The organism is Paraburkholderia sp. GAS333, from assembly GCF_050435665.1.
GTDB lineage: Bacteria > Pseudomonadota > Gammaproteobacteria > Burkholderiales > Burkholderiaceae > Paraburkholderia > Paraburkholderia fungorum_A.
On the sequence record NZ_JBNDKS010000002.1, the window covers coordinates 992,107 to 1,008,130 of the forward strand.

Annotated in this window: 14 protein-coding genes; 8 read left to right on the forward strand and 6 right to left on the reverse strand. The window is 64.7% G+C overall.

The window, feature by feature from the left end; genetic code table 11:
- Positions 1–32: 32 nt before the first annotated feature.
- On the forward strand, positions 33–2,411 hold the full coding sequence (gene xdhB, locus ABH945_RS13605) for a xanthine dehydrogenase molybdopterin binding subunit (RefSeq protein ID WP_429250823.1): 2,379 nt from the start codon (positions 33–35) through the stop codon (positions 2,409–2,411).
- A gap of 32 nt (positions 2,412–2,443) precedes the next feature.
- The gene (gene xdhC / locus ABH945_RS13610; protein ID WP_429250824.1) at positions 2,444–3,010 is read left to right on the forward strand and encodes a xanthine dehydrogenase accessory protein XdhC; all 567 of its coding nucleotides are present in this window, start codon (positions 2,444–2,446) and stop codon (positions 3,008–3,010) included.
- Positions 3,011–3,249: 239 nt separating this feature from the next.
- Here xdhC and ABH945_RS13615 read toward each other — a convergent pair whose 3' ends face one another.
- The 3 genes from ABH945_RS13615 to ABH945_RS13625 all read right to left on the reverse strand — a co-directional run bounded on the left by ABH945_RS13615 (position 3,250) and on the right by ABH945_RS13625 (position 6,924).
- Positions 3,250–4,233: a LysR substrate-binding domain-containing protein gene (locus tag ABH945_RS13615; RefSeq protein ID WP_429250825.1), complete on the reverse strand. Its 984-nt coding sequence runs from the start codon at positions 4,231–4,233 to the stop codon at positions 3,250–3,252.
- A gap of 336 nt (positions 4,234–4,569) precedes the next feature.
- On the reverse strand, positions 4,570–5,223 hold the full coding sequence (locus ABH945_RS13620; RefSeq protein WP_429250826.1) for a 2-hydroxychromene-2-carboxylate isomerase: 654 nt from the start codon (positions 5,221–5,223) through the stop codon (positions 4,570–4,572).
- A 93-nt stretch (positions 5,224–5,316) separates the two neighbouring features.
- Positions 5,317–6,924, reverse strand: coding sequence for a TAXI family TRAP transporter solute-binding subunit (locus tag ABH945_RS13625; protein WP_429250827.1), 1,608 nt, complete (start codon positions 6,922–6,924; stop codon positions 5,317–5,319).
- 695 nt (positions 6,925–7,619) lie between these two features.
- On the opposite strand from ABH945_RS13625, the gene ABH945_RS13630 reads away from it, so the two are divergent.
- Together ABH945_RS13630 and ABH945_RS13635 are read left to right on the forward strand one after the other, a co-directional pair.
- Entirely contained in the window at positions 7,620–7,967 is a 348-nt protein-coding gene (locus ABH945_RS13630; RefSeq protein ID WP_074763155.1) for a BON domain-containing protein, read from the forward strand.
- 331 nt (positions 7,968–8,298) lie between these two features.
- On the forward strand, positions 8,299–8,547 hold the full coding sequence (locus tag ABH945_RS13635; protein WP_074763156.1) for a hypothetical protein: 249 nt from the start codon (positions 8,299–8,301) through the stop codon (positions 8,545–8,547).
- 127 nt (positions 8,548–8,674) lie between these two features.
- Here the strand turns inward: ABH945_RS13635 and ABH945_RS13640 are convergent, their stop codons facing one another.
- A complete protein-coding gene (locus tag ABH945_RS13640) occupies positions 8,675–9,463 on the reverse strand; it encodes a sulfite exporter TauE/SafE family protein (RefSeq protein ID WP_074763157.1) in 789 nt (262 codons plus the stop codon).
- A 303-nt stretch (positions 9,464–9,766) separates the two neighbouring features.
- Complete coding sequence (locus ABH945_RS13645) at positions 9,767–10,408, reverse strand: LysE family translocator (RefSeq protein WP_429250828.1); 642 nt, start codon at positions 10,406–10,408, stop codon at positions 9,767–9,769.
- A 334-nt stretch (positions 10,409–10,742) separates the two neighbouring features.
- Here ABH945_RS13645 and ABH945_RS13650 point away from each other — a divergent pair, with 334 nt between their 5' ends.
- The 4 genes from ABH945_RS13650 to ABH945_RS13665 all read left to right on the forward strand — a co-directional run bounded on the left by ABH945_RS13650 (position 10,743) and on the right by ABH945_RS13665 (position 15,744).
- Positions 10,743–11,636, forward strand: a complete 894-nt coding sequence (locus tag ABH945_RS13650; protein WP_429250829.1) for a LysR family transcriptional regulator — start codon at positions 10,743–10,745, stop codon at positions 11,634–11,636.
- Between the two features lie 302 nt (positions 11,637–11,938).
- Positions 11,939–12,919 carry a hydroxymethylglutaryl-CoA lyase gene (locus ABH945_RS13655; RefSeq protein ID WP_429250830.1) on the forward strand — a complete coding sequence of 327 codons (981 nt, stop codon included), beginning with the start codon at positions 11,939–11,941 and terminating at the stop codon, positions 12,917–12,919.
- On the forward strand, positions 12,916–14,139 hold the full coding sequence (locus ABH945_RS13660) for a CaiB/BaiF CoA transferase family protein (protein WP_429250831.1): 1,224 nt from the start codon (positions 12,916–12,918) through the stop codon (positions 14,137–14,139). Before ABH945_RS13655 ends, ABH945_RS13660 begins: the two co-directional genes overlap by 4 nt.
- A gap of 117 nt (positions 14,140–14,256) precedes the next feature.
- Positions 14,257–15,744: an MFS transporter gene (locus tag ABH945_RS13665; protein WP_429250832.1), complete on the forward strand. Its 1,488-nt coding sequence runs from the start codon at positions 14,257–14,259 to the stop codon at positions 15,742–15,744.
- A 98-nt stretch (positions 15,745–15,842) separates the two neighbouring features.
- Here the strand turns inward: ABH945_RS13665 and ABH945_RS13670 are convergent, their stop codons facing one another.
- Positions 15,843–15,983 (reverse strand): hypothetical protein, encoded by a 141-nt coding sequence (locus ABH945_RS13670; RefSeq protein WP_429250833.1) that lies wholly within the window; start codon positions 15,981–15,983, stop codon positions 15,843–15,845.
- Positions 15,984–16,024 lie beyond the last annotated feature (41 nt).

A 16,024-nucleotide genomic window follows, 5' to 3' on the forward strand; every position in this document is an offset into this window, starting at 1 on the left:
CCGCGCATTCGAAGCCTACGGAGAACAACACAATGAATCAGCAAGCCGAACCGTTCTTCAAAGACCTGAAGGAGCTTGACGACTTCACGCAGGTCCACGTCTCGCGTCCGCACGAATCCGCGCATCTGCACGTGAGCGGCCGCGCCACTTATACCGACGACATCCCGACGCTCGCCGGCACGCTGCACGCCGCGCTCGGTCTGTCGACGAAACCTCACGCGAAGATCGTGTCGATGGCGCTCGACAAGGTGCGCGCGACGCCCGGCGTCGTCGCGATCTTCACTGCGGACGATATTCCCGGCGTCAACGACGTGGGCCCGATCATCCACGGCGACGATCCGATTCTCGCGGACGGCGTCGTGCAATACGTCGGTCAGCCGATTTTTATCGTGGTCGCGACGTCGCACGAAACGGCACGCCTTGCTGCGCGCCGCGCTGAGATCGTCTACGAAGAACTGCCCGCGATCCTGACCGCGCAGCAGGCGCGTGCGGCGAACCAGCACGTCTTGCCGCCGATGAAACTCGCGCGCGGTGAAGCCGGTACGAAGATCGCGCGCGCCGCTCGTCGCGAGGCCGGTGAAATGCTGCTCGGCGGGCAGGAGCAGTTCTATCTGGAAGGGCAGATTTCGTACGCGGTGCCGAAGGACGACGACGGCATGCACGTCTACTGTTCGACGCAGCATCCGACCGAAATGCAGCACATGGTCGCGCATGCGTTGGGCGTGGCGTCGCATAACGTGCTGATCGAATGCCGGCGGATGGGCGGCGGCTTCGGCGGCAAGGAATCGCAATCGGGGCTGTTCGCGTGCTGCGCCGCGCTGGCTGCATGGAAGCTGCTGTGCCCGGTGAAACTGCGTCCGGACCGCGACGACGACATGATGGTCACCGGCAAGCGTCACGATTTTCACTACACGTATGAAGTCGGTTACGACGACCAGGGTGTAATCGACGGCGTGACGGTGGACATGACGTCGCGCTGCGGTTTTTCCGCCGACCTGTCCGGTCCCGTGATGACCCGCGCGCTATGCCACTTCGACAACGCGTACTGGCTGTCCGACGTGACGATCGATGGCTTCTGCGGCAAGACCAACACGCAGTCGAACACCGCTTTCCGCGGTTTCGGCGGACCGCAAGGCGCGTTCGCGATCGAATACATCATGGACAACGTCGCGCGCTCGGTCGGCGAAGATGCGCTCGACGTGCGCCGCCGCAATCTGTATGGCAAGACCGAGCGCAACCAGACGCCGTATGGCCAGATCGTCGAAGACAACGTGATTCACGAACTGATCGACGAACTCGAGGCGACCAGCGAATATCGCGCGCGCCGCGCGGCGATCAACGAATTCAATGCGAACAACGAAGTGCTGAAGAAAGGGCTGGCGCTGACGCCGGTCAAGTTCGGCATTGCGTTCAACGTGACGCACTTCAACCAGGCCGGCGCGCTCGTCCACATCTATACCGACGGCTCGGTGCTCGTGAATCACGGCGGCACCGAGATGGGCCAGGGCTTGAACACGAAGGTCGCGCAGGTCGTCGCGCACGAATTGGGCGTCGGCTTCAACCGCATTCGCGTGACCGCGACGGACACCAGCAAGATCGCCAATACGTCGGCGACGGCGGCATCGACGGGTTCCGATTTGAACGGCAAGGCCGCTCAGGATGCCGCGCGCCAGTTGCGCGAGCGTCTGTCCGCGTTTGCCGCCGAGCGTTTCGGCGCGGGCAATGTGAGCGCGTCGGAAGTGCGTTTTCTGCATGACCGCGTGGTGGTCGGCGAAGTGATCGTGCCGTTCGAAGAAGTGATCGCGAAGGCGTATGTCGCGCGAGTCCAGTTGTGGTCGGACGGCTTTTACGCAACGCCGAAGCTCTACTGGGATCAGTCGAAGCTGCAAGGCCGGCCGTTCTATTACTACTCGTACGGCGCGGCCGTGTCGGAAGTGGTGATCGACACGCTGACCGGCGAAATGCGCGTGCTGCGCGCGGACGCGTTGCATGACGTGGGCGCATCGCTGAATCCCGCGCTCGATGTCGGGCAGGTGGAAGGTGCGTTCATCCAGGGTATGGGCTGGCTCACGACCGAGGAGTTGTGGTGGAACGCGGGCGGCAAGCTGATGACGCATGCGCCGTCCACCTACAAGATTCCGACCGTCAACGATACGCCGCCGGACTTCCGCGTCAGGCTGTTCAAGAACCGCAATGCCGAGGACAGCATCCATCGTTCGAAGGCGACCGGCGAGCCGCCGTTGCTGCTGCCGTTCTCGGTGTTCTTTGCGGTGCGCGATGCGGTGTCGGCGGTGGGCGACCACAAGGTCAATCCGCCGCTGAACGCACCGGCCACCAGCGAGGAAATTCTCAAGGCGGTTGGCGCGGTGCGGGCTGCAACCGTCGAGTCGCGTAACGTGGCGCGCGTTTAACAGCCGGTTCGGCATTGATGGGAATGATCGACATGAACGTTTCTTCGTCCATCCAGATCGGCCGGCGCAGCGCCGTCCAGTTGTCGCGTCCGGCGCCGATGCACATCGTGCTGTTCGGCGCGGGTCACGTCGGGCACGCACTCGTAACGCTGCTCGGCAGCTTGCCGTGCGTGGTCCAGTGGGTCGACGAGCGCGACGAACTGTTTCCCGACGAGACGCCGCCCAACGTGCAGATCGAGGCCACCGACACGCCCGATGTCATCGTCGATACCGCGCCTCCGGGAGCGTATTTTCTGGTGATGACGCATAACCACGCGCTCGATTTTTCGCTCGCCGCACGCATCATGCGACGCCGCGATTTCACGTACTTCGGGATGATCGGCTCGAAGACGAAGCGGGTGAAATTCGAGCGGCGATTGCTGGAGCGTGGCGTCGAACTGGACCGGCTCGTCGAGATGACGTGTCCGATCGGCGTGGGCGGTATCGTCGATAAAGCGCCGTCGGCGATTGCGGTTGCGGTGTGCGCGGAGTTATTGCAGATCCGCAGCCGGCAGATGGCGGCGCAGGTCGCGATACAGAAGCTTTGCGCGACGGTTTGAGGGGGAACTTTCGCGCTTGAAAAAGTGAGCGGAGTGGGGCGGCGCGCGGAGGTTGAGCGAGTGGTTGGCGTGGTATGCGATGTAACGCGCCGGATACGCCGCGCGAGACGTGAAGCTTGACGCTGGCCGCGCATGAATGTGACGCGCTTGCTCCTGAAGCCCGCATGGCATGAACGTGCGCGCGTCGCGCTTTTACCGCCGGCTTCACTTCAGGAGCCGCGTCGCCCGCAGCAGACTCGTCAACTCTCCTCAGAGACCACCACCTTCCTGCGCTCAGGCCGCTTTGCGCGCCGTACTTTCCGCGCGACCAGTTCATCCGACACCTGGGACATCAGCGCCCGCAGCCAGCCCACATCGCTCGGCCGGTCAGGATGCGGATGCCACATCTGATAACACTTGATCCGCGGAAACGCGATCGGCACTTCGACGATCGCGAGCGGCAGCATGTTCGCGTAGTGAGCCGCGAACCGGCGCGTGGTCGTGAAGATCAGATCCGATTGCAGCAACGTCTGCGGTACGAGTCCGAAGTACGGCAGCGTGGCGACGATGCGCCGCTCGGCGCGTGCCCGCGCAAAACCCGTGTCGATAGCCCCGCCGCGCGCGCCGCTATACGGCGTCGGCGCGAGATGCGGCGCGGCGAGATACGCCTCGCGCGTCATCGGCACGCGGGTGAGCGGGTGATCGGCGCGCATCAGACAGACGACCGTATCCGCGAACAGATCGCTGCGCTCGAAACGCGGATCGGGCTTCGGCCAGTTGCCGATCACGAGATCGAGTTCACCGGCGTCGAGCGCGGCGGAGTGATCGAGCAACGGTCCGAGCGATTCCATCTCGAGCCGCGCATGCGGCGCCGCTTCGCGAAAGTGCGCGATGACGGTCGGCATGAAGAAGTCGTTCAGATAATCCGGCGCGGCCACGCGGAACGTGCGGCGCGAGCGGCCCGGATCGAAGTCGCCGTGCGGCGTCGCGACGAAATCGACTTCGCGCAGCACGCGTTGCGCGGACGCCAGCAGTGACTCGCCATATTCGGTCGGCACCATGCCCGACTTGCCGCGCACGAGGATGGGGTCGTTCAGCGTCTCGCGCAGTTTGCGCAGCGCGGTGCTGATCGCGGGCTGAGTCTGGTTCAGACGCAGCGCGGTCTGCGTGACGCTGCGCTCGACCAGCAGCGTGCGCAGTACGCGCACGAGCCAGATGTCGAGAGAGGCGGCGGTGTCATCCATGGTCAGGGCGAGGCGGTGCAGGCGGATCAGGCCGGTGAAGCGTCGAACGAAGCCGCCTGCGGGACGGCCCGCGTACGGGGCGCAAAAGTTTATAACCTTAGGCCCGTTTGCGGTGTAGCGGCATAGCGGCGACGGTATGCCCAGCATCAGCGGGACTGTTTCGCTGCGATTGCGCGGGCGCAGGGTGGGGTGTGCGGAACCGCGTGCGTCATGTTTTGCGCTCGGGCGACCTGACGCAATGTTGCATGCCGCCGACCGTCTACCTGATTACCTCGAACCCGCCGCGTGACTCCTTGAAAACAGCAGCCCGGCTGAAACCGCGCGCAACGATCCAATTCAAGCCGTCGGCTCGAGTGACCCCGGCGGCAACGAACTCACCCGCTTCACTTCCCGCGATTCGAGCCAGTTCGGCGTACGCGCGCAGTACAGCACCATCGGCAGCGCGTCTTCCCCCCAGAACAACTGTTCGTTCAGACGAAAGGTCGGCACGCCATACACGCCCAGGCCGATTGCATCGGTCGTATTACGCTGTAATTGCGCCTTCACGGCTTCGCTTTTGATCAGCTCAGGACCGTCCGCCACGCCGACGCGTTCGCAGAGTTCGGCGAACGCGGCATCGCTGGACGGATCGCGGCCTTCGCGCCAGATAAAGCGGAAAATCTCCCGCACAAACTGGATGTCGTTATGCGCGGCGGCGGTGGCGAGCAGCAGCGGCTTCATCGAATCGAACGGATGCGACGGCGGCATCTTGTACGGAATGCCGAGTTGCTCCGCGCGGAACAGCGCGTGGCGGTACATGAAGATGCGTTTGGCGGGCACGCTGTAGGCCGGCTGTTGCCCCCAATGCTTATACAGATCGTTCAGCACCACCGGCGTGAACGCGTAGTCGAAGCCGGGCCATTTGTCGTGCTGCTCGAGCAACAGATAAGTAAACGGCGAGACAAAGTCGTAAAACCACAGCGGTTGCGTGGCGTCGATGCCAACGGTCATAAATGTCTCCCGGATTGCCTGCTTCGGACGGTGTGTCTGTCATACCGTCGAAATTGTAATGATCTTACGCGGTGCGGTCGTGGCTTGCACCGGTCAATATGCTTTCGGGTTGGGGGTGCCGGAGGTATCGGCGATTGCGCCGCCGTCGCCCGCTTCGTTCGCTTTGCGCGCCTCGTTCGTGGCTGGCGCCGCTGGCTCGGCGACTTCCTGTGCGGGTTGGCGGGGCGTGCCGGGTGTCCCGGTTCCGTGCCCGGGATTGGGATGAGGATTCGCGCCGGTGTCCCGCGGATTGTGCGGCCGATTGGGCGTGCCAATGTCGTCGCCGTTTTCCGAACCCTCGTCCGCATCGTCCGTCTGCATCTCGCGCGCTTGCGTGAGCCGCCGACGCACGAAGCCGATATGCTCGCGCAGCACATAAAACTGATCCGCGTACGCAAGCGGCATCTTCAGCCCGTTGACGGAGTCCTCGATCGCGTCGAGCCGTTCGATCAGCGACGCGCGCTCGGCCGCCGAGTGTTCGCTGAGCGCGCTGCGCTCGATCGCGATCAGCGAGCCATACCAGCGGTAAATCCTCGACTTCACCCGCCACGCGTACAGCCCCGGCACGATCCGCAATGCCGGGATCAGCAACACGATCAGCGGGACGACGACCACCAGCAGCCGGTCGGCGAGGCTCGCGATCCAGAACGGCAGCGTCCGGTAGAGGAAGCTCTTGCCCGACTTGTAATAGCGCGCGGCGTCGTCGCTGATCGGGAAATCGTGTGACAGCGGCGCGGGGAATTCGCCCGCGCGCTGCATGATGCTGGCCCCGCCGTGCACCTCGCGCGCGGCCTCGATCAGCAGATCCGACAGCGCGGGATGCAGCGAGTCGCGCGCGACCAGTTCAGCAGTCGGCGCGACCATGTTGATCGACGCAGACGGCAGATTCTTGCCGAGGTCGAACGCGCCCATCGGCATCCTGAGCTGGGTCAGGTAAGGGAAGCGGCGCGTGTACGCGTCGGCCTGCGAGAAGTCGTAAAAACGCACGTTCGGCGTGCGGTACAGCTTGCCCATCACGGCCGGTTGCGCGGAATCGCCCGCAAGGAAGGCCGCGTCGACCTTGCCGGAGACCAGCGCTTCGGCGGCGTCGTCGCCCGACAGCGGCAGCAGTCTGGTCGGGCCGCCCGGCACGATACCGTTGGCTTTGAGCAACGCCAGAGCCAGTTCGCGCGTGCCGCTGCCCTCGGCGCCGACGGCCAGCCGCTGACCCTTGAATTCGGAGAGCCACATGACCGGCGGCCCGTGATAGAAAATCGCCAGCGGCACATAGGCGACGCTGCCGAGCGACATCAGCCCTTTGACCGGCGCGCCCGGCGAGATGCCGTCCTGCACGAAGCCGACATCGACCTTCGCGGCGGGGTCCGAAAGCCGCTTGAGATTTTCCACCGAGCCTTCCGACGACAGCACGGTCAGCGTGATGCGGTTGCGCGCCAGGATGGTCTTGTACTTCTGCGCGGCGTTCCAGAAGGTACTGCCTTCGGGGCCGGCGCTGATGGTGAGCGTGTTCGGCGGCGCGGGCTGGATGAGCCGCACGGCGACCCAGATCGCGACGATGACGAGCAGCAGGATCGGCCCGAACGACACCGCCAGATCGCGCCAGGAGATCGCGACGAAGCGGGCGACGAGTCGGGGAGGGCTTTTGCGGCCGGTGGCTGGCTTCATCGGATGACGTGACGGCGACGGTCGAAAGTGAACGGGGACAGCGTTGTACGGCGCGGAAAGCGGGTTAAATCCGGCGATGCGGGCATGGCAGGCCTGGGTGGCAGCCGGAGCGCCAGCGCGCGTCGCGCCGATGGTACCTGAGATTCACGCGCTGGCGGAACGCAGCGCGGCGGCTGGCGCCGACAAACCCGTAACAAAACGTGAACGCTGGATGAATGCCGGGTGAACGGCGGGTGAACATCGTATGACGCTGTTGCGGATGCCGTAGCCGCCACTTCAAAGCCGCCCGCACCACACCCGGACACCGTATGCAACAGCCGTCCACGCCAGCCACCCGCCATCCCGCAGGCGACTAAACCCTTTGCGCTTCAGGCTCGCCTGGATTAAATTGGCAGCGCTGCCGCGAACCAACGTTTGCGCGGCGCGACCCGGCACGACACACAAGAACCGGGCGCGTCGCAGACTTCGCGGCTTGCGGGTTTCCTCGCCGCGCTGCATGCCCGCCATCGCTTGCGGAAAACGGCAGACGGCAGCCCGCCTCTCCAGCCTCTCGCACCTCGTGTTGCAGCCATGTCGGCCGCCGCCGCGCCGCGTTGCGTTTTGTCGCAGCGCGCCGCGCCGGAAGCGGTCGCCGGGAGTCGTAGCCAAGCCGCTAATACATGCGGTCCAATGTGAAACTAAGGAGCAGAGAAACTATGAAATCGGTCGGTTTTCTGAAAACGCTGGGTTCGGTTGTAGCGATGGTGGTGGCGTGCAACGTGTACGCGCAGGCAAGCGATGCACCGGCCACGGTTTCCCCGGCGGCGTCCAACGTCAAGGCCGGCAAGCGGGCGAATAACCAGCTGGGCCGCAAGGTGCGCGCCGCCCTCACGAAAACGCAGGGCCTCGACGTGTCGAATATCGCCGTGCGCGCTCGCGGCGGTGCAGTGACGCTGACGGGCACGGTGCCCGACCAAGGCCAGATCGACTCCGCCGGTACGGCCGCCAAGGGTGTTGCAGGCGTGTCGTCGGTATCGAACAAGCTGACGGTCATGCAACAGTAATCGGTCTGTCATGAGCATGCGGCACGAATCGGTGCTGCATCCGGCAGACGCTGACCGCGAACCGCGCATCGGGATGGTGCGAGGTGGTGGAGCCGGCTAGAAACCGGAAGGCGCCATCTTGATGCAGGTTTGCAAGCCAGGCTTCGGCAACTCGCCGAAGCTTTTTTTTCGTCCTTTATTTTTCGACGCGAGGCTTTTTTGAAACTGGGATGATGGGCTGACGCCGTTGCGCCCCGGCCTTTAGCGCAGCGACGGCCCGTCCGTGCGCTGTGACACATTGTTGACGTGTGCCGAGGCGTACTGTGGATGCATGGGAACCGGAGCGAACGTCATGGGAACCACGCTTTTGCGCTATACCGATCTGCCGATCGGCGATCGGGCGGCTTTTGAACTGGTCTGCGCGCGGCACGGTTTCACGCCGGTGCATTTCGACATCAGTGCGTGCGCGACGTCCGGCGAGCCTGCGCACGAGCGGCTCGTCACGGTGCGACGCGGCGGTTGGGCGCAGTCTTATCGAGACCGGCACGGGCAATGGATACGGCAGTTCGAGGCGGATCTGACCTGCCGGTTTTTCAAGTAGGCGGCGGGTGGTGAGAGGCGAACGCGCATCGTCGTCGATGTGCGCGCTCGTGCTCATGCTTGCATCAGTGCATCCGGCCGCTGTATGGCCATAACCCACGCCGGAGAAGCGGTTCGCGACCCGAGTCTCAGGCCAGCACCAGCCGCGCGCCGACCAGCGTCAGCGTGGCGGCCAGCAGATTGCGCAGCAGCGCATCCGGCGCGCGCGACGACAGATAGCTGCCGACCGCGATACCCGGCAACGATCCCACCAGCAGCGACAGCAGCATCGACCAGTCGATCGAACCCAGCAGCCAGTGCCCCGCGCCCGCCAGCAGCGTGAGCGGCACCGCATGCGCAATGTCTGAGCCGACGATGCGCGTGGTCGGCAGCAGCGGATACAGCAGCAGCAACACCGTCACGCCGATCGCGCCCGCGCCCACCGAAGTCAGCGAAACCAGCACGCCGAGCACCGCGCCCGTCAGCATGGTCAGCGCCAGCGTGCGGCCCTGTTTCGGCACGCGCTGCCGACGTGCGCCGAGCGCCGCGAGCTTCGGACGAAATACCAGCGCCACCGCCGTGACCAGCAATGCCGCGCCGAGCACGATCTGGATCAGGCGGCTCGCGCCGGGCGTGTCCATTCCATAGCGATGCAGCAGGATCAGCGTGATCGTGGCCGCCGGGACGCTGCCGGCGGCGAGGCGCAGTGTGATCTGCCAGTCGACCGAACCTTTCAGGCCGTGCACGAGCGTGCCGGTCGCCTTGGTCGCGGCCGCATACAGCAGGTCGGTGCCCACGGCGGTGGCCGGATGCACGTTGAACAGCAGGACCAGGATCGGTGTCATCAACGAGCCGCCGCCGACGCCCGTCAGTCCGACCAGGAAGCCGACGAACAGGCCGGAGACGGAGTACAGCAGATCGATGTGGGGAAGTGCCATTGAGCGGACCGTCGACGGTCGGGTGGAGTTGAACGGAGTGCGCGCATTGCACGCAGCGGACTGATCGGCGGGCGGGCTGCCAGAGCTTTTGGGGCCGAGGTGCTTGCGTCTGCCTGCGCGGTCGGCCGGAGTGCGGCGGGGAGGTCGCGGCCAGCGCGCCACAGGCCCGCTGCGATGCGGCGAAAGCCGCTATTGTCGCAAAACTGCCGCGCTTGCGTACAACACACGCTCAACCGGGGCCGCGCGCGCTGCGCTGCCCACTGCCGGTTTCCGCCGATGTCGGCCGTGCGCGGTCCGTTTCGCTCAAAGCGCGCGGCGGATTTCGACGACGCCGAATGCGGCCAGCGTGAAGCCGACGATCCGGTCGATAGCAACCCGCAGCCTGCTGCCGATCGCGTGCCGCGCGAGCGACACCACGGTCACGAGGAAGCACCACCACGCAATCGATCCGCAGAACACGCCGCCGACCGTGGTCAGCGCGATCGTCGACGAGAACGCGCCGCGCGGCGCGAGCGTCGTGAACAGCGCGGCGAACATGATGACGGTCTGCGGATTGGTCAGCGTGAGCAGCAGCGAACTCGCATAGGCGCGCAGCGCGCCGGCCCGGCCGACCTGCGCGAGCTTGCCGTCGCCGTTGCCATTGGTGGTGTCGGTGGCGGGCTTTTGCAGCAGCGTGCGCACCCCGAGATACAGCAGGAACAGACCGGCGATCAGATGCAATGGACGGTCGTACGCGAGCATGAACTGCGAGATACCGACCAGACCGAGCGCGGCGATCAAACCGTAGGCGGCATCGCCGGTTGCAATCCCGAAGCCGATTGCCAGGCCCGCGCGCGGGCCGCCGGTCAGCGTTCGGCGGATGCACAGCATGCCCATCGGACCGACCGGCGCGGCGATCGCCAGGCCGACGCCCGCAGCGGTGAAGAACAGACTGGTGGTGGACATGGAAGGCCCTTGACTGGTTGTTATCGGGTGAGGTGGTGCTTGGCTGTCAGTGCCGTTTGCTACGAAGACGAGCTCGGGCCGCCGGCAAGCCTCCCAGCATAGCCACACCGAAAAACCCGGACAAGACCGGGCAAAGCCGGAGAAGCTTCGTTTGACTGTAGGGCGAGAGATGACAGAAGGCGCGGAATATGAGTAATAGAAGCCCCGGCACGAAGAAGCTCCCGCACGAACCGGCCCGCCCAGCCAGCGAGCCGTGGATACCCTAAGCCGGGCTCCGTCACCGCGTCACTCGGGCATAATTTTCCCACTTCAATTTTCGGGGACGCGCCCGCTCATGTGGCAGATCGATCAGATGTCACTGCGCTTGTTCATCGCCGTGTGCGAGGAAGGCACGATTGCGCGCGCGGCCGAGCGGGAGTTCATCGCGCCGTCGGCGGTTAGCAAGCGGCTCGCCGATCTCGAAGCGCTGGTCGACGTCGCGTTGCTGTCGCGCAGCCAGCGCGGCGTGCGCGCGACCGCCGCCGGCGAAGCGCTGCTGCGGCACGCGCGGCTCATCATGCGCGGTCACGAACGCCTGCAGGCCGAACTCAGCGAATACGCGGCCGGCGCGCGCGGTCATGTGCGGGTGCTGGCGAACGTGTCGTCGATGGTGGAGTTTCTGCCCGAGGCATTGTCGGTGTTTCTGAAGGCGCATCCGCAGATTCGCGTGGATGTCGAGGAGCGCGTAAGCGGGGAAATCGTCCGTGGCCTGGAAGAAGGCGTCGCCGATCTCGGCATCTGCCGCGACGTCGTGCCGATGGGTAGCCTCGACGTCATTCCGTATCGCGCCGATCATCTCGCGCTGATCGTGCCGCGCGCGCATCCGCTGGCAGACGAGGCCTCGGTCGGTTTCGCCGAGACGCTGGCTTTCGATCATCTCGGGCTGGCCTCGAATGCGTCGGTGAATGCGTTGATGCAGCGCATCGCCGTCGAGAAGGGCAGCGAACTCAACTACCGCACTTACGTGTCGACCTTCGACGCCGCTTACCGTTTCATCCAGGCCGGACTCGCGGTGGCGATCCTGCCGCGCGAAGCGCTGCCCCGTCATGCCGCCGACGAATACGGCATCGTCGCGGTGCCGTTGCGCGAAGCGTGGGCCGAGCGGCGCTTCGTGATCTGCATGCGCGACCGCAGCGCGCTGACGCTCGCGGCGTCGCATCTGCTCGATCATTTGCTCAAGGTAGCTTGAGTGTGGACGGCTCGCCGAAAGACGCATCTCCGGCTGCGCCAGCGCGCCTTGCTGCGTGACGTATCGACGCTTTGACACGCGGCTTGCCCGCGCCCCGGCGCTGCAATCACCCCCTGACAAGCCCTTAAGGGTTTCCCCTTCGCTCCCGGAAACGCCCGCCGCGTCGGCGTGAGCGGCCATCGCGAGCGGCGATGGAGTGCGTCGTCAACGCAGACTTTTCGACACGCCTGCGCACGGGCACGCTGTCACCCAATGCTTCATTTCCCGCCTCCCCGGCGGGATTCCAGATTGGGACTACAACCATGAGTGACACCCACGAACGCGTCGTCGTGACCGAGGTCGGCATGCGCGACGGCCTGCAAAGCATCGCTCGCACGATGCCCACCGAGTTCAAGCGACGCTGGATCGACGCCGCCTATGCAGCGGGCGTGCGGCATATGGAAGTCGCGTCGTTCGTGCCGGCGAAATTGCTGCCGCAAATGGCCGATGCCGACGAAATCATCGCCCACGCGCTGACCTACGACGACCTGATCGTGACCGCTTTGGTGCCGAACCTGAAGGGCGCGCAGCGTGCGCTCGACGCAGGCGTGCACCGGATCGTCGCGCCGGTGTCGGTGAGCGCCGCGCATAGTCTCGCCAATGTGCGCAAGACGCCCGCTGAAATGATCGACGCGTTTGCCGCGATGCGCGATCTGATAGACAGCGCAGCGGCGCAAGGCGCGCGACGCGTCGAGTTGATCGCAGGGTTATCGGCGGTGTTCGGCTGCACGCTGCAAGGCGCGGTGCCTTACGCGGACATCGCGGCCATCGCACGGGACGCCGTTGAGGCGGGCGCCGATGTCATCGCGCTCGGCGACACCACCGGCGAGGCGACGCCGCGCCAGGTCGGCGAGATCATCGATCTGGTGCGCGACGTGGCCGGCGACACGCTGCGCTCGCTGCATTTTCACGACACGCGCGGCCTCGGCCTAGCCAACACGCTGATCGCGCTGCAACACGGGATTCGCGAATTCGACGCGTCGCTGGCAGGGCTCGGCGGCTGTCCGCATGCGCCGGGCGCGACCGGCAACGTCAATACCGAAGACCTCGTGTTCATGCTCGACAGCATGGGCTACGACACGGGCATCGATCTCACCCGCCTCATCGCATCGCGCGACGTGCTCGCCGAAGCATTGCCCGGCGAACCGTTGTACGGCTATCTCGCACGCGCCGGTTTGCCGAAGCAGTTCACCGTTGCCGGCGGTCGTCGTCTCGAACCTTCTCTTTCGCAGGTGCTGCAATGAACACTTTTTCGTCCACGCCGGAGCAACCGGCGTTGCCGCTCGCGGGCATCCGCGTGATCGAGTTGTCGCATATGGTGATGGGCCCGACCTGCGGGATGATTCTCGGCGACCTCGGCGCGGAAGTGATCAAGGTCGAGCCGCCGCGCGGCGATGGAACGCGTCGGCTGCTCGGTACGGGCGCGGGCTTTTTCCGCACCTTCAATCGAAACAAGAAGAGCGTCGCGCTCGATCTCGATAGCGAAGCGGGCCTGGCCGCGTTGCACAAACTCGTCGATACCGCCGACGTGTTCGTCGAAAACTTCAAGCCGGGCCGCATGGCGAGCCTCGGTCTGGATTACGCGACGCTGCGCGCGCGCAATCCAGAACTGATCTACGTGTCGCACAAGGGCTTTCTCAACGGTCCTTACGAACACCGTCTCGCGCTCGACGAAGTCGTGCAGATGATGGCGGGCCTCGCCTACATGACGGGGCCGGTGGGGCGTCCGCTGCGCGCGGGCAGTTCGGTCAACGACATCATGGGCGGCATGTTCGGCGCGATCGGCGTGCTCGCCGCGTTGCACGAGCGGCACGCGAGCGGACGCGGCAAGGAAGTGCAGAGCGCGCTGTTCGAGAACTGCGTGCTGCTGTCCGCGCAACATATGCAGCAGTTTGCCGCGACGGGTGTGCCCGCGGCACCGATGCCCGAGCGGATCAGCGCGTGGGCGGTGTATGACGTGTTCACGCTCGCGCACGGCGAGCAGATGTTTATCGCCGCCACCGGCGACGGTCAATGGCGCGCGCTGTGCGCGATTCTCGAGCGTGGCGATCTGCTTGCCGATCCGTGTCTCGCGACCAACAACGATCGCGTGCTGGCGCGAGAGTGGTTGCTGAAAACATTGGGCGAGACGCTGAACCGGTTCGAAGGCGCGGCACTCGTGCCGTTGTTCGAGCGCGATCATATTCCGTTCGCGTCGATCACCAAACCCGAGGAACTGTTCGACGATCCGCATCTGAACGAAAGCGGTGGCCTCGCTCGTCTGACACTCGACGACGGCAGCGAAACCGCCATGCCGCTGCTGCCGATTTCGATGGATGGTGCGCGTTTGCAGCCGCGCCGGCCGATCGCGAAGGTCGGCGAGCACACGGCGGAGGTGCTGCGCGGATTGGGCTATGACGAGGAGCAGGTTGCGGCGTTGGGCGGTGACGTGAGAGGGACGCGGGTGCCGCGCGAGGCGGCTTGACAGGAGACGTGGCGCGCGCGATTTCATGACGCTTATCCGGCAGCAGACCGGAATGCTCACGCGGCTTTGAATGGGATTGGAGTGGGCGCTAAAGCGCTCAAGACATGGAGACGGACGATGAAATCGTCGAATCAAACGGTGTATGCAGCAGTCGCCGACACCGGCACCCTGGGCGGCTTGCCAGCAGGCACCAGCGCCGGAACATCGCCAGGCGCGCGCGCCGATGAAATCGCGCTGGGCGGCGCGCGCATTTCCGCGCGGCTCGACCGCCTGCCCGCCACACGGTCGATCTGGAAGCTCGTCATGTTGCTGAGCCTTGGCCTCTTCTTCGAACTGTACGACCTGATGTTCTCCGGCTATATCGCGCCAGGACTCGTGCGCAGCGGCATCCTCACCGCGACCACGCATGGTCTGTTCGGCACCAGCGGCGTAGCGAGCTTCATCGCGGCGCTATTCGCGGGCCTGTTTATCGGCACGGCGGCGTGCGGCTTTCTCGCCGACCGCTTCGGCCGCCGCGCGATCTTCACCTGGTCGCTGCTGTGGTACACAGCGGCCAACATCATCATGGCGTTCCAGGACACCGCGCTCGGGCTGAATCTGTGGCGCTTCATTGCGGGCATCGGCATTGGTGTCGAGATCGTGACGATCGGCACCTACATCTCCGAACTCGTGCCGAAGCACATACGTGGCCGTGCGTCAGCGTGCTCGCAGGCAGTGGGATTCTGCGCGGTGCCGATCGTCGCGTTCATGTCTTACCTGCTGGTGCCGCATCGCTTCTTCGGTCTCGATGGATGGCGTCTGGTCGTGCTGACCGGCGTGGCCGGCGCCGTCGTCGTGTGGTGGATTCGTCTGCGCTTGCCGGAAAGCCCGCGCTGGCTCGCGCAAAAAGGCCGTATCGACGAAGCCGATGCGGTGATGAAGCGTCTCGAAGCGCGTGTCGAAAGCGAATACGGACGACCGTTGCCGGAGCCGTCATTACCGGAACCGGTGCGGGCTCGTGCAGCGTTCCGCGATTTGCTGGTGCCGCCGTATCGCAAGCGCACGCTGATGCTGATCATCTTTCACGTATTCCAGACGATGGGTTATTACGGCTTCGCGAACTGGATTCCGACGCTGCTGATCAAGCAGGGCATCACGGTCACGACGAGCCTGATGTACGCGAGCATCATCGCGATTGCTGCGCCGCTGGGGCCGCTGCTGGGCATGCTGATCGCCGACCGTTTCGAACGCAAGACGGTGATCATCTGCATGGCGGGGGTGAACGTGGTGTGCGGGCTGGCATTCAGCCAGGCGCGCGAGACGGTGCTGCTCGTGAGTCTGGGTGTGTGCCTCGTGCTGGCGGGCAACATCATTTCGTACAGCTATCACGCGTATCAGGCCGAGTTGTTTCCGACCAGTATTCGTGCCCGGGCAGTAGGCTTCGTTTATTCGTGGAGCCGCATTTCGGCGATGTTTTCCGCGTTCGTCATTGCAGGGTGTTTGAGCCGCTTTGGCGTGAACGGCGTATTCGTTTTTATTTCCGGCGCAATGGTCGTGGTGATGGTCGCCATTGGAATGCTGGGACCGCGAACGCGCGATGTCGCTCTGGAAGATATTTCGAAATAACGCGCAGCAATAGGCACTCCCGGAAAGACGCCGGATATAAAAAAGGCCCGCTGAAAACAGCGGGCCGATTCGTTTTAATGCTTCGTCTGATGCGTCGTTCAATGCTTCTTTTGTGTTGCCGATACAGTCTGTGCTACGCGAATGGGCGGCGCGCCCGATGGCGAAGTAGCCGGTTGCGGCTTCTTGTCCTGCTTCGGCTTCTTGACTTCGCGGTTGCTGCGCATTTGACCTTTTGCCATGATGGGCTCCCAATAGGCATTTCCGGCGGTTTTCGCTCCAC